Origin of the sequence: Phenylobacterium sp., from assembly GCF_004799515.1 — a bacterium.
Lineage (GTDB): Bacteria > Pseudomonadota > Alphaproteobacteria > Caulobacterales > Caulobacteraceae > Phenylobacterium.
Genome location: NZ_SSMX01000041.1, coordinates 1 through 18805, shown reverse-complemented (window position 1 = coordinate 18805; position 18805 = coordinate 1). Strand labels below are relative to the sequence as shown.

Below are 18805 nucleotides of genomic sequence, written 5' to 3'. Positions count from 1 at the left end.
TGAACGTCGAGCTTATGGGACGCGCCGCCGCGGCTGTCACGCCGGGTTCTGAAGGGGGCCGGCGATCGCGGGTCAGCCGCGCCGTTTGGGGGCGTAGGGCCGGTCGCGCCGCCAGGCCTCGGCGAAGGCTTCCAGCGCGGCGTCAGGCGTTTCCGGCAGGGTGACCACCAGGCGCGCGAAGAGGTCGCCGCGCACGCCGCGCGCATCGGCCAGGCCCCGGCCCTTCAGCCGCAGCCGGGTCCCGGTGTTGGCGCCCTTGGGGATGGTCAGCGTCACCGGTCCGTCGGGGGTCGGCGCCTCGGCCTTGCCGCCGAGGACGGCGTCGTAGACCGTCACCGGCACGTCCATCACCAGGAGCTCGCCCTCGCGGCGGAAGACCGGGTGCGGGGCGATGGCCAGCTCGATGAAGGCGTCGCCGGGGCCGGCGCGGCCGGGCGAGCCCTGGCCCTTCAACCGCAGCGTCTGGCCCTCCAGGGCGCCTTTGGGGATGGTCACGTCGATGGTGCGGCCGTCGGAGAAGGCGATGCGCTTCTTGCCGCCCTTGATCGCCTCCTCGAGGTCGATCTCCAGGCGCGCGCGCACGTCGGCCCCGCGCTGGGAGAAGCCGCCGAAGCCGCCGCCCTGGCCGCCGCCGGGACGCCCGCCGCCCCGCGCGCCGCCGAACATCTCGCCCAGGATGTCGCTCAGGTCGACGCCCTCGAAGCTCGCGCCGTGCGCGCCATAGGCCCCGCCGCCGGGCGGCGGGCCCCAGGGACCGCCGGCGCCCTGACCGCGGCCGAAGCCCGCGAAGGTCTCGCGCCCGTCGGCGTCGATCTCGCCGGCGTCGAACTTCTTCTTCTTCTCGGCGTCGCCCAGGATGTCGAAGGCGCCGCTGACCTGCTTGAAGCGCTCCTCGGCGGCCTTGTTGTCCGGATTGGTGTCGGGGTGGTTGGCCTTGGCGAGCTTGCGGAACGCCTTGCGGATCTCGTCCGCGCTCGCCGAGCGCGTGACGCCCAGGACCTGATACGGGTCGCTCGCCAACTTGGATTCAGCCCTTTGAACGCGTGATGGTCGGATACCTTTAGATTGGTCGCTTCGGTTCCGCACGCAAGGGTTTGTGTGGCGCAAAAGACACAGAGGCGCCCATTGCCAAGCTGGGCGCGGTGGTTCTTAATTTGTTCCGCACTGTTTGGGGGACAGACATGCCACTCGATTGGAAAAGCCTGTTTTCGGGCAAAGGCCGGGTTGACCGGACCACCTTCTGGACCGTGCAGCTTTTGACGGGGGTGTTCGCGGCGTGCCTCAAGGCGACAGCAACACTGTTTCCGAGCGAACTCATGTTGCTGCTGCTCGCGCCATTCTTCGTGGCGAACTGGGTCGTCAGTGTCTTTAGCTTGACCAAACGCCTGCACGATCTGGGTCGCAGCGGTTGGTGGATGCTCCTTCCATTGGCGGTCGCGTTGTTGGTGGTCGCCGCCGCCGCAGCGGAATTTGGACGAGGGTCCACCGGCGCTCTGCTTTCAGAAGATGTGGTGCTCTGGGGGCTCCTGCTGTTCCTCCTGGCGGTGGGCGTCCTGAAGGGAAGCCCGCAACCCAATCGCTACGGCGATCCGCCCAAGGCCATGCGGTCCGCGACGGCCTAGCGCCCCCGCTCGGCGATCAGGTCGGGAGCGGCGAAGTCCAGGGCGTCTTCCGGCTCGGCCAGGGCGTCCTCGTTGAGGGTCTGGCCGCGCACCGAGACCCCGGCGCGGTGGACGCTCTCGGGATCGCCGGAGATCAGCGGGTGCCAGTCGGCCAGGTCACGGCCCTCGTGCAGCCGGCGGTAGGCGCAGGAGAGCGGCATCCAGGCCAGCGTCTCGATGTTGCCCGGGGTCAGCTTCACGCAGTCGGGCACATATTGCTGGCGGTTGGCGTAGTCGGTGCAGACGCAGGCCTGCGCGTCGAACAGCTTGCAGTGCACGCGGGTGGGCACGACCTCGCCGGTGTCCTCCTCCTCGAAACGCACCAGGCAGCACAGGCCGCAGCCGTCACAGAGGCTCTCCCATTCCTGGGCGGTCATCTGCTCGAGCGTCTTGCGTCGCCAGAAGGGTTCGCCAGCCATGCGGCTTGATCTAGGCTCGCAGACGGCGCGGGTCGAGGGGGGGATGGCCGAGGCCGTCCGCGCCGCCCAAGCCTAAGCCGGAGGAGCCCGCACATGAACTGGCTGCATGAGATCGCCTATTTCTTCGGCGGCGCCTTCCTGACCAACGCCCTGCCGCACCTGGTCGCCGGCCTGCAGGGCAAACCGTTCCAGTCGCCCTTCGCGCATCCGCCGGGCCAGGGGTTGTCCACCTCGCGCACCAACGCGCTGTGGGGCGCGGCGAACGTGGCGCTGGCCTGGCTGCTGCTCGGCAAGATCGGCGCCTTCGACATCCGGGCGCCGCTGGACGCCGGCGCGGCCTTCGCCGGCGGCTTCATCCTGGCCGTCCTCATGTCGCAGCGGTTCGGCCGCTTCAACGGCGGCAACAGCCCGAGCGGCGACAAGGCGCCATAAGGCCGTCTTCCCCCAGCCCGTCTTGCATTGCCGGCTGGGGGCTTTATCTCCAGCCGCTCAATGCGCGCACCGATCCTCGCCCTGAAGGACGTCCGCCTGGCGGACGGGCCGCTGATGCTGTTCGACGGCGTCGACCTGGCGCTGGACGCCCGCGTGCGCGCCTGCCTGGTCGGCCGCAACGGCGCGGGCAAGTCGACGCTGCTGCGCATCCTGGCCGGCCAGATCGAGCCCGACGGCGGCGAGCGCAACATCGCCACCGGGACCCGCATCGCCTTCGTGCCGCAGGAGCCGCAGATCGAAGGCGCGACCCTGCTGGACTACGTCACCGCCGGGGGCGCCCAGGACTATGAGGCCGAGGCGCGGCTCACCGACTTCGGCCTGGACCCGGCCAAGGGGACGCAAGGCCTCTCGGGCGGCGAGATCCGCCGCGCCGCGCTCGCCCGCGCCTTCGCCGAGGACGCCGACGTCATCCTGCTGGACGAGCCCACCAACCACCTGGACATCCTGGCCATCGAGACCCTGGAGGACGAGCTCGCCGCCTCCAAGGCCGCGGCCCTGATCGTCAGTCACGACCGCGCTTTCCTCGAGCGGGTGACCAAGCGCTGCTTCTGGCTGGAATACCGGCAGGTCAAACGCCTGGACGAGGGCTTCGCCGGCTTCGAGGCCTGGGCGGAGAAGATCACCGCCCAGGAGGCCGAGGAGGCGCGGCGCCTCGACCGCTTCATCGCGCGCGAGGCCCACTGGATGGCCCGCGGCGTCACCGCGCGCCGCGCCCGCAACGAGGGCCGCAAGCGGCGCCTGGAAAGCCTGCGCCAGGACCGCCGCGACCGGCTGAAGGACACCCGCAGCGAACTGAACATGGGCTTGGCGAGCTCGGGCGTCTCCGGCAAGCGGGTGGTCGAGGCCAAGCACCTCTTCAAGGCCTTCGGCGACAAGGTGCTGCTGAAGGACTTCTCCACCCGCATCCTGCGCGGCGACCGCGTGGCGGTGGTCGGCCCCAACGGCGCCGGCAAGACCACGCTGGTCAAGGTGCTGCTGGGCGAGGTCCCCGCCGACTCCGGCGAGGTGAAGCTCGGGACCAACCTGGAGATCAGCTACATCGACCAGGCGCGCGCGGACCTGTCGCCGGAGACCACCCTGCGTGACATCCTGCTGCCCAAGGGCGGCGACCAGATCATGGTCCGCGGCGAGCCCAAGCACATCGCCTCCTACGCCAAGGATTTCCTGTTCACCGACGCCCAGCTGCGCCAGCCGGTCCGCACGCTCTCGGGCGGCGAGCGCAACCGCCTGCTGCTCGCCAAGGCCCTGGCCAATCCGGCCAACGTCATGGTGCTGGACGAGCCCACCAACGACCTCGACATGGACACCCTAGACCTGCTCGAGGACCTGCTGGCCGACTACGAGGGCACGCTGATCCTGGTCAGCCACGACCGCGACTTCATCGACCGGCTGGCGACCTCGACCATCGGGCTCGACGGCCGCGGGAACGTCATCGAGACGCCGGGCGGCTGGCAGGATTTCATCTCCCAGAACCCCGGCTTCTTCACGCGCCTGCCGGTGGCCGCCTTCGCCGCGCCCAGGACCGCCGCTCCCAAGGCCGCGCCGGCCCCGCCGCCGCGACCCGAACCGTCCAAGGCGGCGAAGCTCAGTTACAAGGACCAGAGGCGCCTCGCCGAGCTTGAGGCCTTGATCGCCGGCGCGCCGGCCCGTATCAGCGCGCTCGAAGCGGCCCTGGCCGATCCCGGGCTCTACGCCCGCGATCCAAAGGCCTTCCAGCAGCGCTCCCAGGAGCTGGAAGCCGTCCGCACAGGGCTCACCTCCGCCGAGGAGGAATGGCTGGCCCTGGAAGAGCGGCGCGAGGCGCTGGAGGCCGGCCGGTAGCGGTTCCGCGGCTTTCTGTGGATAGATCCAGGCCTTGGAAAGGCTGAGGGAATCCGTGACGGACCCCAGCTTATCAACCGTCCGTCCACAGGCTTTCGACCGCTGAGTCACAAGCCTCGCGATTCCGCCGCTTGCCGGATTTCCGGATCGGGAGCACCGTTCCCTTGCCGAGAGGAACTGCGGCGCGGGCGAACGGAGAGGCCGGAAACGGCGGACCCAGAAGCAGAGGCGAGCAGGAGGTTTCTAGAGGCGAGGACCGGGGCGACCCGGGACGGACTTCCTGAGACACCGGACGCGACGGAAAACCATCGGGCTTGCCCGAGAACCGAAGGCGCGATCGACCTGGAAGGCACAGATCCCCCAACGGATCTGGATGAGAGGGCGACGCCCCGGGCGACCGGAGCGCCGCCCTCTTGCTATGCGCCGCAGGCCAACCAGGGCAGGCGAAAGCCGATCTTCCAACACGGAGCGCAGCGCCTTAACCTCCACGGGCTCATCCGGGGACGCGCATGAAATCCTTGCTTCCGCTCGCCGCCGCGCTCGCCGCGGCCCTGGCCGCCTGTTCGCCGGCCAAGCAGGCCGAGGCGCCTAAAGCCGGCGGCCTCACCCCGATCCGTTTCGCCACCGACTGGAAGGCCGAGGCGGAACAGGGCGGCTACTACGAAGCCCTGGCCGAGGGCCTCTACGCCCGCCATGGCCTGGACGTGAAGATCGTCCAGGGCGGCCCGGCCGTGAACGTGCCGCAGCTCCTGGGCGCCGGCTCGGTGGACTTAGGCGTCGGCTCCAACCCCTTCATCGTGCTGAATCTGGTGCAGGCGCATGTGCCGGTGAAGGCGGTGGCCGCTGAGTTCCAGAAGGACCCGCAGGTGCTGCTCGCCCACCCCGGAACCGGGGTGGCCGCCCTGGCCGACCTGAAGGGCCACCCGATCCTGCTGGACGACGCCTCGATCACCGGCCTGTGGGTCTGGCTGAAGGCCAAGTACGGCTTCACCGACGGCCAGGTGCGCAAGTACGACTTCAACAACGGCCCGTTCCTGGCCGACAAGCGCGCCGCCCAACAGGGCTACGTCACCAGCGAGCCCTACACCATCGAGAAACAGGCCCACGAAAAGCCGGTGGTCTTCCTGCTGGCCGACAACGGCTACCCCGGCTACGCCTCGATGATCCTGGCCCCCGACACCCTGATCGCCAAGGACCCGGCCGCCGTGAAGGCCTTCGTCGAGGCCACGGCCCAGGGCTGGCGCGACTACCTCTACGGCGATCCCAGGCCGGCCGACGCCCTGATCCTGAAGGACAATCCAGAGATGACCCAGGACGTGCTGGACCAGGCGCGCGACAAGCTGAAGTCCTACGCCATCGTCGACGGCGGCGACGCCAAGGCTGCCGGTGTCGGGACGATGACCGACGTCCGCTGGAACGCCATCTTCGACGTCGCCGCCAGCCAGGGCGCCTACCCCAAGACCCTCGACGTCAAGCAGGGCTACACCCTGCAGTTCCTGAAGTAGAGGCGGGGTTGATCGCCGCCCTCAGCGAGGTCGAGGTGGACTATCCGCGCCGGCGGGCGCTGGGGCCGTTCAGCCTCGAGATCGGGGCCGGCGAGATCGTGGCCCTGGTCGGGCCGTCGGGCTGCGGCAAGTCCACCGCCATGCGCCTGCTGGCCGGGCTGGAGGCGCCCAGCCGCGGCCGGGTCGCCCGCACGCCGGGCCGGGGCGAGACCGCCGTGGTCTTCCAGGCGCCGACGCTGGCGCCCTGGCTGTCGGCGCGGGCCAACGCGGCGCTTCCGCTGGCGCTGGCCGGCGTGGGCCGAACCGAGGCCGCCGCCCGCGCAGACGCCGCCTTGGCGCGGGTGGGGCTGAAGGGCGCCGAGGCCGCCCGGCCGGCGCAGCTTTCCGGCGGCATGGCGATGCGGGTGTCCCTGGCCCGCGCCCTGGTCACCGATCCAAAGCTGCTGCTGCTGGACGAGCCCTTCGCCGCCCTCGACGAGATCACCCGCCGCGCCCTGGCCGACGACGTCCTGGCGCTCTGGGCGCAGGCGCGGCCGGCCATCGTCTTCGTGACCCACAATGTGGAGGAAGCCGTCTACATGGCCTCCCGCGTCGTGGTGATGACCAAGGGCCCGGGCCGCACCGCCGGCGAGGTCGCGACAGAGGCCGCCCTGCCCCGCGCCGCCGGCTTCCGCACCACGCCGGCGTTCCGCGCCCAGGTCGAGGCGGTCTCCGCCCTGCTGAGCCAGGGGATGGCGCCGGTATGACCCGCCTGACCCGCGCGCTCGCACCCTTTGTGCTGATCGCCGTCCTGCTCGCTGGCTGGGAGATCGCCTGCCGCGCGCTCTCGGTGCCGCTCTACTTCCTGCCGCCGCCCCTGGCGATCGCCCAGGCGCTGGCCGCCGACTGGAAGCCGCTGCTGCTCTCGGCGTGGAACACGCTCTCCATGGCGCTGATCGCGCTAGTGGTCGCGAGCGTGCTGGCCCAGGCCCTGGCGCTGGCGGTGGGCCTGAGCCCGATCATGGAGCGGGCGGTGCGGCCGCTGGCGGTCGTCCTGCAGGTGACGCCGGTGGTGGCCATCGCGCCCCTGGTGGTGATCTGGGCGGGGCTGGACCACGCCGGCCGCGCCATCGTGGCCCTGGCCGTCGTGGTGGCCTTCTTCCCGATCTTCTCGGGCGCGGTCACCGGCCTGAAGGCCGCCGATCCGGACCTGGAGCTCCTGTTCGACCTATATGGCGCAAGCCGCCTGCAGCGGCTGACCCGTCTGCGCCTGCCCTCGGCCGTGCCCTACCTTTTGGAGGGCCACAAGGTCGCCGCGGGCCTGGCGCTGATCGGGGCGGTAGTGGCCGAGTTCGTGGCCGGCTCCGGCGAGGCGCAGGGCCTGGCCTGGCGCATCCTGGAATCCAGCCACCGGATGCAGACCGCCGAGATGTTCGCCGCCGTCCTAGTGCTGGGCGCCATGGGCGCAGCCCTGCACGCCATCCTGGAGGCGGCCGAACGCGCGGGCCTGGCCTGGTGGCGGGGACGTTAGGCTACGGCCTGCCCGGCCCTATTGCTTGACCGGCGTCAGCTCGTAGCGGATCGGCAGGTTGATGCGCGCGCCAACGGTCGGCTCCCCGTCCATACTCCAGGGCCCCACCTTGAACTTCGCCGCCAGCGCCAGCGCGCCCGCGCCATAGCCCTGGCCGGCAGGGTCCTCCTCGTTGACCGCGCAGCCGCCCAGCGCTCCGTCATGGCCCACCGTGCAGCCCAGCACCACGCGCACGTCGTTCACCCCGTTCTCCGTCTTGGGGAAGGTCGCCTGGAAGTCCTGCGCCGTCGGCATCGAGGCCCAGGCGGGCTTGGTGACGGTGGGCGCGCCGGCCAGCACCGCCTTGTCGAAGGTGACCGGGATGAAGACGTTCTGGTGGTAGTAGCTTCCCGACTGGCCGACCTTCATCTGCTCCGCCAGCTTGCGGGCCGCCGCGCCGAAACCGTAGTTGCCGGGCTTCTCGATCACCGTGCTGCAGTCGCGCGGCCGGTCGTTGGGGCCGATCTCGCAGGTCAGCTCCACATGGCCGCTGATGTTCTCGGCCTTGGCGCGGGCGGGGTAGGCCGCAGCCATGTCGGCCACCGTCGGCGCTTCGGACCAGGGCGGCATGGCCGGGACCAGGGTGGTGGCGGAAGCCGTCAGGGCCGCGGCGGCGCCGGCGCCGAAGGCCAGCAGCGCGGCGATCTTCCAGGACATGGCGAGCGTCTCCCCTCTTGCGAGAGGAATGTTGCCACCTGTTTTGCGGGTTTGAAAACCCCGAGCCCCGCCCGGGGAAAACCTTGGGCCGCCTAGACGGCGGTGCGCTTGGCCGCCGGACCGGCGCGCAGGCGCTCCAGGGCCTCGCTGGCCATGATGCTCAGCGAGCGCAGGCCGTGGTCGCCGAACACGTCCAGGGCCGCGTCCAGCGCCAGGACGCCGGCCGCCCGCTCGCCGCGGTCCTTGCCGGTGATGTCCACCCGCGCCTCGTAGAGCCGCGCCAGGTGCAGCTGGGCCAGCGCCCAGGCGACCGGGTCGCGGCGCGGCTGCAGGGCGGCGAGCTCCAGCTTCAGGGCCGCCTCGGCGGTGTCGAGCACCGCCAGGTCGCCGGTGAGCTCCGCCGAGCGCGCAAGGCACATGGCCCGCTGGCCCGCCGCCAGGCCGCGCAGCGGGGTGGCCGGGGCGTCCTTCAAGACCAGGTTCGCCCGGTCGTAGCAGGTGACGGCCTGCTCGTAGGCGCGCTCGTCGGCGCTGGCCTCGCCCAGGCATTGCAGGGCATGCGCCAGCGCAATGTGGGTGCGCGCCCAGTCGAGGGGGCTGTGGTCGCGGGTCAGGTGGTCGAGGGCGCCGGCGAGCGTGGTGGCGCCGGCGGCCACGGCGTCGACGTCGCCCGACACCTCGCCCCACAGCGCCAGGCCCTGGCCGCGCAGCACCTCGGCGCGGGCCCAGGTCAGCGGCTCATAGGCCAGGTCCAGCCGGTCGGCGGCGGCGGCCGCGTCGTCGATGGCCGCGCGCACCAGGGCGGCGTCCTTCAGCTGCGCGCCCCAGCCGCAGAGCAGGTCGGCGCGCCACAGCCGCGCCTCGGCGGCCAGCGAACGGGCGGGGCCGGCAGCGGAGCGGCGGGCCAGGGCGTCGAGGGCGGCGATCGGGGTGTTGAAGCGGGCGGCGGCGGCCCAGGCGGCCTCGGCGTCGCCGGTCATCATCTGGCCGCGCGCCTCCACCAGCGCCAGGCCGATGTCGGCCAAGGCGGCGGAGAGCCCGCCGCGAGCCACGCCGCGCGCCTCGCGGAAGCTGGCGCCGGCCGCGGCGTCCAGGCCGGGATCGCCGAACAGCTCCGCGCCCAGGAGGCCCGCCAAGGCCTGCTCGCAGCGGGCGCGGGCCCAGGCGTCGGGACGGCGGTGCGGATCGAAGGCGGCGCAGGCGGTCTCCGCGGCGCAGGCGGCCTTGCGCAGCGCCACGGCGTCGCCCGAGCGGCGGGCGACCTCGCGCCAGACGACGGCGGCGTCCAGCCGGCGCTGGGCCTTGTCCTGGGCGCTGATGCGGCCGGCGGCCACGTCGGCGGACTTCGCCTCCTGGCGCAGCAGGTTGAGGTCGAGGAGTTCGAGAAGCGTCGGGTCGCCGCCGGTCAGGCCGTCCGAATGCGGCCGGACGCGCTCGCCCGAGAACATCCGCATGAACTCCCGACCCAGCTCGAACATTCCGCCGCCGCTCCCGCCCGGCCGCCGTCCCGCAATGAGACGCTGGCCTCGGACCTTGACGGACAGCAGCAAAGCCGGAGCCGGGATCGTAAACAAGTGGTTAAATTCCGAGGTATGGTTAATCGTGTCTTACCGTCCACAGTAAAGCGCGACGGAATCGGCGGTTCCCCGAGAACTCGTTAACCTTTGGCTCGATCCGCGGTGAGTGCGGGTCCTCTGGAACAATCACAGTTGCAATTAGCCCTTCCCCTCGATGGGGAAGGGTTGGGATGGGGTGTGACCGCCGAGGTGACTATCGGTCCAGAAGTGACGTCGGCGCCGGACGCACCCGTTACCCCGACGCCGTACGCGCGCCCCAATCCCCGGCCCTTTCCCCATCGACGGGAAAGGGAGTCCGCTCTAGGCGAAGAGCGCCGCCTGTTCCTCGGCCGTCAGGATGCGCCAATCGCCGGGCGCCAGATCGGCCGGCAGCATCAGCCCGCCGACGCTCTCGCGGTGCAGGGCCAGCACATGGTTGCCCACCGCGGCGAACATCCGCCGCACCTGGTGGTAGCGCCCCTCGGTGATGGTCAGCCGCGCCGTCTTGTCCCCCAGCGGCTCCAGGCCGGCGGGCGCGAGCGGGGCCTTCTCCCCCTCCAGCATCAGGGTCCCGGCGGCGAACACCGCGCCCTCGTCGCCGCGCAGGGGCCGGTCGAGGGTCGCCACATAGCGTTTGGCGATCTCGGCGCGGGGCGAGATCACCCGGTGCAGGAACGGCCCGTGGTCGGTGATCAGCAGGAGGCCGGTGGTGTCCTTGTCCAGCCGCCCGACGGTCGAGAGCGCCGGCTCCCGCGCCCGCCAGCGCGGCGGCAGCAGTTCATAGACGCTGCGCCCCGCCTCGCGGTGCGAGCAGACCACGTCCAGCGGCTTGTGCATCAGGAGGGTCAGCGGCGCGGGCGGGTCCAGCGGCTGGCCGGCCACGGTCAACCGCCCCGGCAGGTCGGCGCTGACCGCGATCTTGGCCCCAGCATCCTTCAGCGCCGCGCCGTCCAGCACCACCTGGCCGCGCGCGACCAGCGCCGCCACTTCGCGCCGCGAGCCGTAGCCCAGGTTGGCGAGCAGCCGGTCGAGGCGCGCCATAAGAGGCTTCGGGCCGGCGCCGTTCACCTGCGCGCCTCATAGACCTTGTAGCCGCCGCCCTCCGCCCGCAGCGTCACCGACGAGAAGGCCGCGCCCAGCGGCGCCTCGTAGGGCAGGTGTCGGTTGGCCACCAGCCAGCAGACGCCGCCCCGGCGCAGCATGGCCGCGGCGGTGGCGATGAAGGCCTGGCCGAGCGCCCGATCCTCCGCCCCGCCATCGTGGAACGGCGGGTTCATCACCACGAAGTCGAGGTCGGCCGCGCCCGCCGGCGGGTTGCGCAGGTCCGCCCAGGCCACGCTGACGCGCGGGTCGTCGAGGTTGTGCTGGGCGCATTCCACCGCGCGCCGGTCGAGATCGGCGCAGGCCAGCGCCGTCACCGCCGGCGCGGCCAGCACCGCCCGCGCCAGGAGGCCGATGCCGCAGCCGAGGTCGGCGCCCCGCCCGCCGAGCACCGGCAGGGTCTCGATCAGCTTCAGGCTGCCCGGGTCCGGCCGGTCCCAGCTGAACACGCCCGGCTGTGACCACAGGCCGAGCGCGTGCACGATGCGCGGCGCGCCGGCCGCGATGGCCTCGGCGAGGCCGGTGAGTTTGGCGGGCCGCAGGACGTGGCAGAAGCGGTGATGGCGGCGCGCGTCCTCGCCCACCACGCAGCCGAAGCCCTCCAGCGCCTTCTTCAGCCGCGAGCCGCCCTTGTCCTTGGGCGCAAAGGCGGTCAGCGGCGCGCCGGGCCTCAGCACGCGCAGGGCCTGGGCCAGGACGAAGTCGCGCTCCAGGGTGCCCGGCGGGGCGAGGACCAGGGCGCTGCCGGCGCCGGCGTCCGGCAGCTTGGCGATGTCCGCCGCGCCGGGGATCAGCGGTGAGAGCTGCTGCGCGCCCTTCGGGACCTCGACCAGCCCCGGCGCCGGGGCGCCATAGAGCAGGTCCGTCATGCCGCTCAGGCCCGTTCCTTCGACCGCTCGAAGGCGACCTTCGGGTAGCGCTCGGCGACGTAGCCGGTCTCCCAGCTGCTCTTGGCCAGGAACACCGGCTGATCGTCGATGTCGGTGGCCATCTGCGGGCGGTGCTTACCTTGGAAGTCCTCCAGGTCGGCCTTGTCGCCGACGATCCAGCGCGCCTCGGCGTAGGGGCTGGGCTCGAACAGCACCTCGAGCTGGTATTCGTTGGCCAGGCGGTCGGCCATCACCTCGAACTGCAACGGGCCCACCGCGCCCACGATGAAGTCGGCGCCGATCATCGGGCGGAACAGCTGGGTGACGCCCTCCTCGGCCAGGCCCTCCAGCGCCTTCTTCAGATGCTTGGCCTTCAGCGGATCCTTGACCCGCACCCGCTGCAGGATCTCCGGGGCGAAGTTGGGCAGGCCGGCGAACCGCAGGGTCCCGCTCTCCGACAGGCTGTCGCCGACGCGCAGGACGCCGTGGTTCGGGATGCCGATCACGTCGCCGGCGAAGGCCTCCTCGGCCAGCTCGCGGTCGGAAGCGAAGAACATGATCGGCGCGTTGACGCTGAGCTGACGGCCGGTGTTCTGCACCTTCAGCTTCATGCCGCGCTCGAACTCGCCGGAGGTCAGCCGCAGGAAGGCGATCCGATCGCGGTGGTTCGGATCCATGTTCGCCTGGATCTTGAAGATGAAGCCCGAGACCTCGCGGTCGCCCGGCGCCACGTGGATCGCCTCGCCGCCCTTCACCGCCGCGACCGCCTTGGGCGGCGGGGCGTAGGCGCCCAGGCCTTCCAGGAGCTGGTCGACCCCGAAGTGGCGCAGCGCCGAGCCGAAGAACACCGGCGTCATGTGGCCCTCCAGGAAGGATTGGGGATCGAAGGGTTTCAGGCCCCCCTGCGCCAGCTCGGCGTTGTCCCGCAATTCCTCCTGTTCGTCCGGGTCCAGGTAGCTGACGATGGCATTGCCCTTGAAGGCGATGGCCTGCGGGTGGCCGTCGTCCTCCGCCGCCCCACCGCCGGTGCGCTTGGCGAAGGGCAGGAACTTGTCGGCGCGCAGGTCCAGCATGCCCTTGAACCGCCCGCCCGAGCCCGCCGGCCAGTAGAGGGGCGACGGGTCCAGCGCCAGCTTGGAGGCGATCTCGTCCAGGAGCTCGAACGGGTCCTGCGCCTCGCGGTCCATCTTGTTGATGAAGGTGACGATCGGGATGTCGCGCAGGCGGCAGACCTCGAACAGCTTCAGGGTCTGCGGCTCGATCCCCTTGGCCGCGTCCAGCACCATCACCGCGGCGTCGGCGGCGGTGAGCGTCCGGTAGGTGTCCTCCGAGAAGTCTTCGTGGCCGGGGGTGTCCAGCAGGTTGAACATCAGCCCGTCGTGGTCGAAGGTCATCACCGAGGCCGAGACGCTGATGCCGCGCTCGCGCTCGATCTTCATCCAGTCCGAGCGGGTGCGGCGGTTCTCGCCGCGGGCCCGCACCTGGCCGGCCGCACGGATCGCCCCGCCGGCCAAGAGCAGGTTCTCGGTCAGCGTGGTCTTGCCGGCGTCCGGGTGGGAGATGATCGCGAAGGTCCGCCTCCTGGCGGCCTCGGCGGCGGGAGATGTCGTCATGGGCGCGCAGGTAGCCTGTGCGCCCCCGTTTCGCAAATGCGCGTGCTTCAGGCCGCCGGCAGGTTGAGTTGCCAGGAGACGCCGAAGCGGTCGTCCACCCAGCCGAAGCGCAGCGAAAAGCCATAGTTGTCCAGCGGCATGCGCACCTCGCCGCCGTCCGAAAGGCCCGCGAACAGCGCCTCGATCTCCGCTTCATCCGCGCAGTCGACGAACATCGAGACCGACGGGGTGAACCCGAAGGCGTGATGGACCGGACTGTCGAAGGCCATCAGCTCCTGGCCGGCGATGCTGACCAGCGCCCGGCTCACCTGCCCTTCCTTCCCGGGCTCGCCCTTGCCGTAGCGGTCCAGCCGCTTCAGCTCCGCGCCGGGAAACAGGTTCAGGTAGAGGTTCAGCGCCGCCTCGGCCTGGCCCTCGAACATCAGGAACGGGGTGACTTTATCGACCATGGCGGCCTCCGGTTGGCGCGGCGCCGGAGGGAAGCACGCGCCGCGAGCTCTCGCCAGCCGTCCTAGGCCGCCAGGCGCCGCCAGATCTTGCGGTCGACGCTGACCGCGTCCAGGCGCTCGTCGCGCTGCAGGATGGCGAGCTCGGCCATCACCTCGAACTCGCAGGCGACGAAGCGCACCGTGACCTCGTGCGGCGGGCAGTCCAGGGACGGCGCCACGAACAGGGCCGCGTTGATCATCGGCGCCTTGGCGGTGATCAGGGCCGAGAGCCGGCGCGCCCGCTCCGGATTGGTCCGTTGCAGCAGGGGCTCGCGGGAGAACAGCTCCTGGCCCATGCGCAGGATCGCCGGGAACGACAGCCGCTGCATGCGCTGCCCCTCCAGCCGCGCGTCCATGGCCACCCCATCGAGGCGCAGCACGACATCGTTGAGCAGGAACATCATGCGGGCGGCGGCCGGCTTTCAGGGACGCGGGAAGGCCATCCCGTCGCACGCCGACGCTTTCGTGGCCGTTCACGAAGGCGGTTAATCGACGAAATCCTGTCTTTTCAGCCGGCCTCCACCGGCTCGGTGAGGAAGTGGCGGCCCTGGCGGTCGTCGATCTCCACCACCCAGACGTCGGGGTCCACCCGCGCGGCGCGCTCGATATAGGCGTCGAGATCGGGCTCCTGGTCCGACAACGCCGGCTGCATCCACACCCGCTCGCCGTCCATGCGGGTGGCCTCGGCGTAGAGCTTGGCTGTGCCTTCCGGGCGGTTCAGCACCTTGACCAGCACCGCCCCGGCGCGCGCGTCGCCCTTGCGGATCACCATGCCGAAGGCCCCGGCGAGCTCGGCGCGGCGGATCAGGGCGCTGACCCAGATGTCGGTGGAAAGCAGCATTCCCGCGCAAGATGCGGGCGTGTTCACCCGATAGCAACGCTCCCCGGCCTAAGACGCCCGCTGGTCCTGTGACCAGAACGAGAACGGACGACGCATGAAGAGCTCGCGCAGAAAAGCGCGGCCGGCGTCTCGGTGGATGGGGTTGATCGGGGGCCTCGCTGGCCTCGCACCCGGCTTCGCGCAAGCGCAGCCGGCGGACCTGTTCTACGAGCGTGCGGTGATGTCGGCGGCGGATCAGCGCTGCGGACTGTTCGCGCCCGACGTGGCCGCGGCGCTGGCCGCCTCCACCGCCCAGGCGCGCGGCGCGGCCCTGCGCGCCGGGACCTCCTACGATGTGCTGCGCCAGACCGAGCGCGCCGCCCAGGCCAAGGCCGCGGTCGCCGACTGCCGCTCGGCCGACATCGCCACCGCCGCCGCGCGGGTGAAGAGCGCCTTTTCCGGCTACGCCAAGATAACGCGGTTGACCTACGCCGGGGATGTGGCCGGCTGGGAAGCCGACCGGGGCCTGGGCCGCGCGGTCCGCTGGCGCCTGTCGCAGGACGCCAGCTTCGGCGCCGACCGCATGGCGTTCGGGTTGGCGGGGCGCGAGGGCGCGGCGGGCCTGATCGCCGCCGCCAGCTTCGCCGACGGAGCCCAGCCCTACGCCGCGCGCCTGGTGCTGCGCGACGCCGCCCGCGCCGCCCAGCCCTACCTCGCCCGCTATGGCGCGGGGTCGACCGCCGGCCTGCCGCTGCCACAGCGCCTGCCGCCGCCGCTGGCCCAGAAGGCTTACGCCGCCACCGCCCGCAGCGCCGCCGACCCCGAACTGCTGCCCAAGGGCGCGACCTCCGGCTGGGCCTTCCGCTTCCCCGACGCCGCCGCGGCCGAACTGGCGGCGCTCGACCCGCGCGAAGCGGTGGCCGTGGAGTTCCTGTTCCCCGGCGACGTGGTGCGCCGCGCCTATGTGGAAGTCGGCGACTTCGCCGCCGGCCGCGCCTTCCTGCAGGTCGCCGGCCGCTAGCCCTCCGCCGCGCGGCCCAGCATGGGCTGCTCGGCGGGGAGGATCAGCACCGGCATACGCACGGTGACCGTGGTGCCTTCGCCAAGCGTGCTCTCGGCGACCATCTCGCCCCCGTGCAGCCGCGCGAAGGCCCGCACCAGCGACAGGCCAAGGCCCGAGCCCGCCTGCTTCTGCTCCGCGTCGCCCGCCTGTTCGAAGGGCCGGCCGAGGCGGGAGAGATCTTCCGGCGCGATGCCTACGCCGGTGTCGGACACCACGATCTCCAGCATCCCGCCCTCGGCCGCCTGGGCCGAGACGGTGACCACCCCGCCCTTAGGCGTGAACTTGAGCGCGTTGGAGATCAGGTTGAAGGCGATCTGCTTGACGGCGCGGCGGTCGGCCTCGGCGTCCAGCGGCTCGCGCGCCAGGTCGCCGCGCAGGGTGATGCCGGCCTGGTCCGCCTGGCCGCGCATCAGGCGCAGCACCGCGGCCACCGCGTCGCGGGCGTCGAACTCCTCGCGCGCCAGCTCGAACCGCTCGGCCTCGATCTTCGACATGTCGAGCACGTCGTTGATCAGTTCCAGCAGGTGCGACCCGCTCTCGTGGATCAGGTCGGCGTACTCGGCGTAGCGGTCCGACATCGGGCCGAACAGCCGCTGCCGCATGATGTCGGAGAAGCCCATGATGGCGTTCAGCGGCGTGCGCAGCTCGTGGCTCATATTGGCCAGGAAGCGCGACTTGCCGGCGTTCTGCTGCTCGGCCTTCAGCCGCGCCTGCTCCAGCTCGGCCTCGCGGCTGCGCTGGGCGCGGGCGTCGCGCAGGGCCGCCACCAGGCGCGTGGCGCTCATCCGCCGCGCGGTCAGCACGCACCAGCCGCGCGGATCGTGCGCCGGAACGAAGGCCGCCTCGGCGGAGCCTTCGTCGAACGCACGCCTGAGCGCCGCCTCAACCACCGCCCGATCGTCGTGCGCCACCAGCTCGGCCAGGTTGCGCATCGGCAGATCGGCGGTGGAAAGCCCCATCGGCGCCTCGCCGAAGGCTTCCAGGATGCGGCCGCCGGGATAGAGGGCCATCAGCAGTTGCGGTTGGTGGTCCAGCGCCTCGCGCAGCGCCAGCTCCGCCTCGCGGGCCCGGGCGTCGTCGCCCAGCGCGCGGCCCTGCATCGCCACCAGGCTGGCGGCGACGCTGAGGCCCGTGGTCCCCAGCGCCAACAGGCTGAGCCAGGACGACAGCGGCGCGGGCGTCACGGAGGTCAGCGGGAGCGCAAGGGGGGCGAAGACCCCGCCCAGGGCCGCCACCGCCGCGGCCGCCAGGCCCGTCGCCGCGCCCAGGGCCAGGAGCCTCGGCCGCCCGAAGGCCGCGCCGGCCGCCAGCGGCGCCAGGCACCAGACCGCCAAAGGCCCGCCGGTCCCGCCGGTGAGCAGGCAGGCGGTCGCGCCCGCGACCGCCCAGGCCAGGATCGCCACGACCGCGCCGCCAACCTCGCCGACCTCGGCCAGGAAGGCGCCCAGCAGGCCCGCTCCGCCAACGGCGGCGAGGGCGGCCAGGGCGCTCATCGGGGTCTCAGGCGCGCGTAGGGCGAGCGCCCCCGCCGCGGCGGCCATGGCCAAGGTCCAGGCCAGATGCCAGCTCACGGCGAACCGCCGCCCGGCCCCCGGCGCGCGAACGCGCGGACGCCTCCTGGTGCGGGTCAGCGTCAAAACCTCAAGGTATCCGTGCGCCGGCCATGATCGACCAGTGTAGCGGCTGCGGTGAGTCCACGTAAGGGCGCTCGCCTGGAGTGCGAATTCCTCCACTTCGCCGTCCGTGGCCAAACGAAAGGAAATCGTAAGCGCGGGCGCCCACAATGCGGCCTCCTGGAACGAAGGCGCGACGCCTCCCATGCCGCCAGCGGCCGATCCCGCCAACGCGCCCGAAACCCCGCCCGAGGCCTCGCTGGCCCAGTCGGCCGGCGACGCCCGGCGCGCGCGGCGGCGCACCGGCCAGGCGGGGCTTGAGGAGCAGAAGCGCGCCTTCCTGCGCCTGGTCAGCCACGAGCTGCGCACCCCGCTGAACTCGATCCTCGGCTTTTCAGAGATCATCGCCGCCGAGCTCTACGGCCCGCTGGGCGCGCCGCAGTACAAGGAGTACGCCGAGATCATCCGCATGAGCGGCAAGAAGCTGCTCAAGCTGGTCAACCAGGTGCTGGAGATCGGGCGGCTGGAAGGCGTCGAGCTGGAGGTCGGCCCCGAGGCGATCGAGCCGGCCTTCGAGGCCGCCGTCTTCGGCGCCGCCGGCGACTTCGTGCGCGGCGTCCATTCGCGGATCATCGAGGGCCCCGACCTGCCGCTGGTGCTGGCCGACCCCTGGGGCCTGCGCACCGTCCTGACCCACCTGGTGCAGAACGCCGCGGCCTTTTCCCCCGACGACGGCGAGGTGCGGCTGCGCGCCGAGGCGCGCGACGGCTGGGTCGACCTCTTCGTGGAGGACGATGGCGACGGCGTCGACGCCGCCGACCTGCCGCGCCTGATGCGGCCCTTCGAGCAGGGCGAGAACGCGCTGGTCCGCCGCGTCGAGGGCGCGGGCCTGGGCCTGCCGATCTGCGAGCTCACCTGCCGGGCCATGGGCGCCCGCCTGGCGCTCAGCTCCGAGCCGGGTAAGGGCCTGGTCGCCAAGGTCAGCCTGAAGGTCGCCTGAGCCTTTCGCGGCGCGAGCGCGGTTGCGCTGATCCCGCGCGGCCCCTAAGTCGCCGGCCATGGGCGCTATCGAAGATGAACTCGCCGAACTCGCCGCCGAGTTCGAGGTCCTGGGCGACTGGGAGGAGCGCTACCGCTACGTTATCGACCTGGGCAAGGACCTGGCCCCGCTCACCGACGCCGAGCATTCGGACGCCAACAAGGTGCGCGGCTGCGCGAGCCAGGTGTGGCTGGTGACCGAGCCGCAGGCAGATGGGACGCTCAGGTTCCGCGGCGACAGCGACGCCCACATCGTGCGCGGCCTGATCGCCATCGTGCTCAGGCTGTTCTCCGGCCGCCGCCCGGCCGAGATCCTGGCCTTCGACGCCCCGGCCGCCTTCGAGGCCCTGGGGCTGAAGGGCGCGCTGTCGCAACAGCGCTCAAACGGCCTGGCCTCCATGGTCGCCCGCATCCGCGCCGACGCCGAGCGCGCCGCGGCCTAGGTGTCGTTTCCAAGAAGGTTGTTCACCCTGGCCCAGGGCGTGAGGCCGGCGATGCCGGCGTGGGGTCGGGTGAGGTTGTAAGCGTCGGTCCATGGCC

The 18805-nt window shown here is 71.8% G+C and carries 20 protein-coding genes; 9 read left to right on the top strand and 11 right to left on the bottom strand.

Annotated elements, in window-relative coordinates; all coding sequences use genetic code 11:
• Window positions 1–72: 72 nt before the first annotated feature.
• Window positions 73–1020, bottom strand: coding sequence for a DnaJ C-terminal domain-containing protein (locus E8A49_RS17180; RefSeq protein ID WP_293384194.1), 948 nt, complete (start codon window positions 1018–1020; stop codon window positions 73–75).
• A 161-nt stretch (window positions 1021–1181) separates the two neighbouring features.
• On the opposite strand from E8A49_RS17180, the gene E8A49_RS17175 reads away from it, so the two are divergent.
• Window positions 1182–1622: a DUF805 domain-containing protein gene (locus tag E8A49_RS17175; RefSeq protein WP_293384191.1), complete on the top strand. Its 441-nt coding sequence runs from the start codon at window positions 1182–1184 to the stop codon at window positions 1620–1622.
• On the opposite strand, the gene E8A49_RS17170 is transcribed toward E8A49_RS17175, so the two are convergent.
• Complete coding sequence (locus tag E8A49_RS17170) at window positions 1619–2080, bottom strand: YcgN family cysteine cluster protein (RefSeq protein WP_293384188.1); 462 nt, start codon at window positions 2078–2080, stop codon at window positions 1619–1621. The genes E8A49_RS17175 and E8A49_RS17170 overlap by 4 nt on opposite strands.
• A 93-nt stretch (window positions 2081–2173) precedes the next feature.
• Here E8A49_RS17170 and E8A49_RS17165 point away from each other — a divergent pair, with 93 nt between their 5' ends.
• From E8A49_RS17165 to E8A49_RS17145, 5 genes are all read left to right on the top strand, one after another.
• A complete protein-coding gene (locus E8A49_RS17165; protein WP_293384185.1) occupies window positions 2174–2512 on the top strand; it encodes a hypothetical protein in 339 nt (112 codons plus the stop codon).
• Between the two features lie 60 nt (window positions 2513–2572).
• Window positions 2573–4393 carry an ABC-F family ATP-binding cassette domain-containing protein gene (locus E8A49_RS17160; RefSeq protein ID WP_293384182.1) on the top strand — a complete coding sequence of 607 codons (1821 nt, stop codon included), beginning with the start codon at window positions 2573–2575 and terminating at the stop codon, window positions 4391–4393.
• A 509-nt stretch (window positions 4394–4902) separates the two neighbouring features.
• Window positions 4903–5898: an ABC transporter substrate-binding protein gene (locus tag E8A49_RS17155; protein ID WP_293384179.1), complete on the top strand. Its 996-nt coding sequence runs from the start codon at window positions 4903–4905 to the stop codon at window positions 5896–5898.
• An 8-nt stretch (window positions 5899–5906) separates the two neighbouring features.
• Entirely contained in the window at window positions 5907–6644 is a 738-nt protein-coding gene (locus E8A49_RS17150) for an ABC transporter ATP-binding protein (RefSeq protein ID WP_293384176.1), read from the top strand.
• A gap of 5 nt (window positions 6645–6649) precedes the next feature.
• The gene (locus E8A49_RS17145; RefSeq protein WP_293384345.1) at window positions 6650–7408 is read left to right on the top strand and encodes an ABC transporter permease; all 759 of its coding nucleotides are present in this window, start codon (window positions 6650–6652) and stop codon (window positions 7406–7408) included.
• 18 nt (window positions 7409–7426) lie between these two features.
• Here E8A49_RS17145 and E8A49_RS17140 read toward each other — a convergent pair whose 3' ends face one another.
• The 8 genes from E8A49_RS17140 to E8A49_RS17105 form a co-directional block, all read right to left on the bottom strand.
• Window positions 7427–8104 carry a TonB family protein gene (locus E8A49_RS17140; protein WP_293384173.1) on the bottom strand — a complete coding sequence of 226 codons (678 nt, stop codon included), beginning with the start codon at window positions 8102–8104 and terminating at the stop codon, window positions 7427–7429.
• Window positions 8105–8196: 92 nt separating this feature from the next.
• Window positions 8197–9582 carry a hypothetical protein gene (locus tag E8A49_RS17135; RefSeq protein WP_293384170.1) on the bottom strand — a complete coding sequence of 462 codons (1386 nt, stop codon included), beginning with the start codon at window positions 9580–9582 and terminating at the stop codon, window positions 8197–8199.
• Window positions 9583–9981: 399 nt separating this feature from the next.
• A complete protein-coding gene (locus tag E8A49_RS17130; RefSeq protein WP_293384167.1) occupies window positions 9982–10701 on the bottom strand; it encodes a 16S rRNA pseudouridine(516) synthase in 720 nt (239 codons plus the stop codon).
• Between the two features lie 23 nt (window positions 10702–10724).
• A complete protein-coding gene (locus tag E8A49_RS17125) occupies window positions 10725–11630 on the bottom strand; it encodes a class I SAM-dependent methyltransferase (RefSeq protein ID WP_293384163.1) in 906 nt (301 codons plus the stop codon).
• Window positions 11631–11635: 5 nt separating this feature from the next.
• Window positions 11636–13243, bottom strand: coding sequence for a peptide chain release factor 3 (locus tag E8A49_RS17120; RefSeq protein ID WP_293384160.1), 1608 nt, complete (start codon window positions 13241–13243; stop codon window positions 11636–11638).
• Window positions 13244–13290: 47 nt separating this feature from the next.
• The gene (locus tag E8A49_RS17115; protein ID WP_293384157.1) at window positions 13291–13692 is read right to left on the bottom strand and encodes a VOC family protein; all 402 of its coding nucleotides are present in this window, start codon (window positions 13690–13692) and stop codon (window positions 13291–13293) included.
• Window positions 13693–13754: 62 nt separating this feature from the next.
• Window positions 13755–14135: a hypothetical protein gene (locus E8A49_RS17110; protein ID WP_293384154.1), complete on the bottom strand. Its 381-nt coding sequence runs from the start codon at window positions 14133–14135 to the stop codon at window positions 13755–13757.
• Between the two features lie 104 nt (window positions 14136–14239).
• Window positions 14240–14572 carry a DUF1491 family protein gene (locus E8A49_RS17105; RefSeq protein WP_293384151.1) on the bottom strand — a complete coding sequence of 111 codons (333 nt, stop codon included), beginning with the start codon at window positions 14570–14572 and terminating at the stop codon, window positions 14240–14242.
• A gap of 136 nt (window positions 14573–14708) precedes the next feature.
• Between E8A49_RS17105 and E8A49_RS17100 the strand changes: the two genes are divergently transcribed.
• Window positions 14709–15572: a hypothetical protein gene (locus tag E8A49_RS17100; protein ID WP_293384148.1), complete on the top strand. Its 864-nt coding sequence runs from the start codon at window positions 14709–14711 to the stop codon at window positions 15570–15572.
• Here E8A49_RS17100 and E8A49_RS17095 read toward each other — a convergent pair.
• A complete protein-coding gene (locus tag E8A49_RS17095) occupies window positions 15569–17185 on the bottom strand; it encodes a HAMP domain-containing sensor histidine kinase (RefSeq protein WP_293384145.1) in 1617 nt (538 codons plus the stop codon). The genes E8A49_RS17100 and E8A49_RS17095 overlap by 4 nt on opposite strands.
• Before the next feature lie 247 nt (window positions 17186–17432).
• Here E8A49_RS17095 and E8A49_RS17090 point away from each other — a divergent pair, with 247 nt between their 5' ends.
• Both E8A49_RS17090 and E8A49_RS17085 read left to right on the top strand, forming a co-directional pair.
• On the top strand, window positions 17433–18227 hold the full coding sequence (locus tag E8A49_RS17090; RefSeq protein ID WP_293384142.1) for a HAMP domain-containing sensor histidine kinase: 795 nt from the start codon (window positions 17433–17435) through the stop codon (window positions 18225–18227).
• Window positions 18228–18285: 58 nt separating this feature from the next.
• Window positions 18286–18708 carry a SufE family protein gene (locus tag E8A49_RS17085; protein WP_293384139.1) on the top strand — a complete coding sequence of 141 codons (423 nt, stop codon included), beginning with the start codon at window positions 18286–18288 and terminating at the stop codon, window positions 18706–18708.
• The last annotated feature ends 97 nt before the right edge of the window (window positions 18709–18805 follow it).

Bases quoted from the DNA above. Each gene is read 5' to 3' on its own strand.
- E8A49_RS17175 (WP_293384191.1), top strand. From the start codon at position 1,182: ATGCCACTCGATTGGAAAAGCCTGTTTTCGGGCAAAGGCCGGGTTGAC.
- E8A49_RS17170 (WP_293384188.1), bottom strand. From the start codon at position 2,080: ATGGCTGGCGAACCCTTCTGGCGACGCAAGACGCTCGAGCAGATGACC.
- E8A49_RS17165 (WP_293384185.1), top strand. From the start codon at position 2,174: ATGAACTGGCTGCATGAGATCGCCTATTTCTTCGGCGGCGCCTTCCTG.
- E8A49_RS17160 (WP_293384182.1), top strand. From the start codon at position 2,573: ATGCGCGCACCGATCCTCGCCCTGAAGGACGTCCGCCTGGCGGACGGG.
- E8A49_RS17155 (WP_293384179.1), top strand. From the start codon at position 4,903: ATGAAATCCTTGCTTCCGCTCGCCGCCGCGCTCGCCGCGGCCCTGGCC.
- E8A49_RS17140 (WP_293384173.1), bottom strand. From the start codon at position 8,104: ATGTCCTGGAAGATCGCCGCGCTGCTGGCCTTCGGCGCCGGCGCCGCC.
- E8A49_RS17135 (WP_293384170.1), bottom strand. From the start codon at position 9,582: ATGTTCGAGCTGGGTCGGGAGTTCATGCGGATGTTCTCGGGCGAGCGC.
- E8A49_RS17130 (WP_293384167.1), bottom strand. From the start codon at position 10,701: ATGGCGCGCCTCGACCGGCTGCTCGCCAACCTGGGCTACGGCTCGCGG.
- E8A49_RS17125 (WP_293384163.1), bottom strand. From the start codon at position 11,630: ATGACGGACCTGCTCTATGGCGCCCCGGCGCCGGGGCTGGTCGAGGTC.
- E8A49_RS17120 (WP_293384160.1), bottom strand. From the start codon at position 13,243: ATGACGACATCTCCCGCCGCCGAGGCCGCCAGGAGGCGGACCTTCGCG.
- E8A49_RS17115 (WP_293384157.1), bottom strand. From the start codon at position 13,692: ATGGTCGATAAAGTCACCCCGTTCCTGATGTTCGAGGGCCAGGCCGAG.
- E8A49_RS17110 (WP_293384154.1), bottom strand. From the start codon at position 14,135: ATGATGTTCCTGCTCAACGATGTCGTGCTGCGCCTCGATGGGGTGGCC.
- E8A49_RS17105 (WP_293384151.1), bottom strand. From the start codon at position 14,572: ATGCTGCTTTCCACCGACATCTGGGTCAGCGCCCTGATCCGCCGCGCC.
- E8A49_RS17100 (WP_293384148.1), top strand. From the start codon at position 14,709: ATGGGGTTGATCGGGGGCCTCGCTGGCCTCGCACCCGGCTTCGCGCAA.
- E8A49_RS17090 (WP_293384142.1), top strand. From the start codon at position 17,433: ATGCCGCCAGCGGCCGATCCCGCCAACGCGCCCGAAACCCCGCCCGAG.
- E8A49_RS17085 (WP_293384139.1), top strand. From the start codon at position 18,286: ATGGGCGCTATCGAAGATGAACTCGCCGAACTCGCCGCCGAGTTCGAG.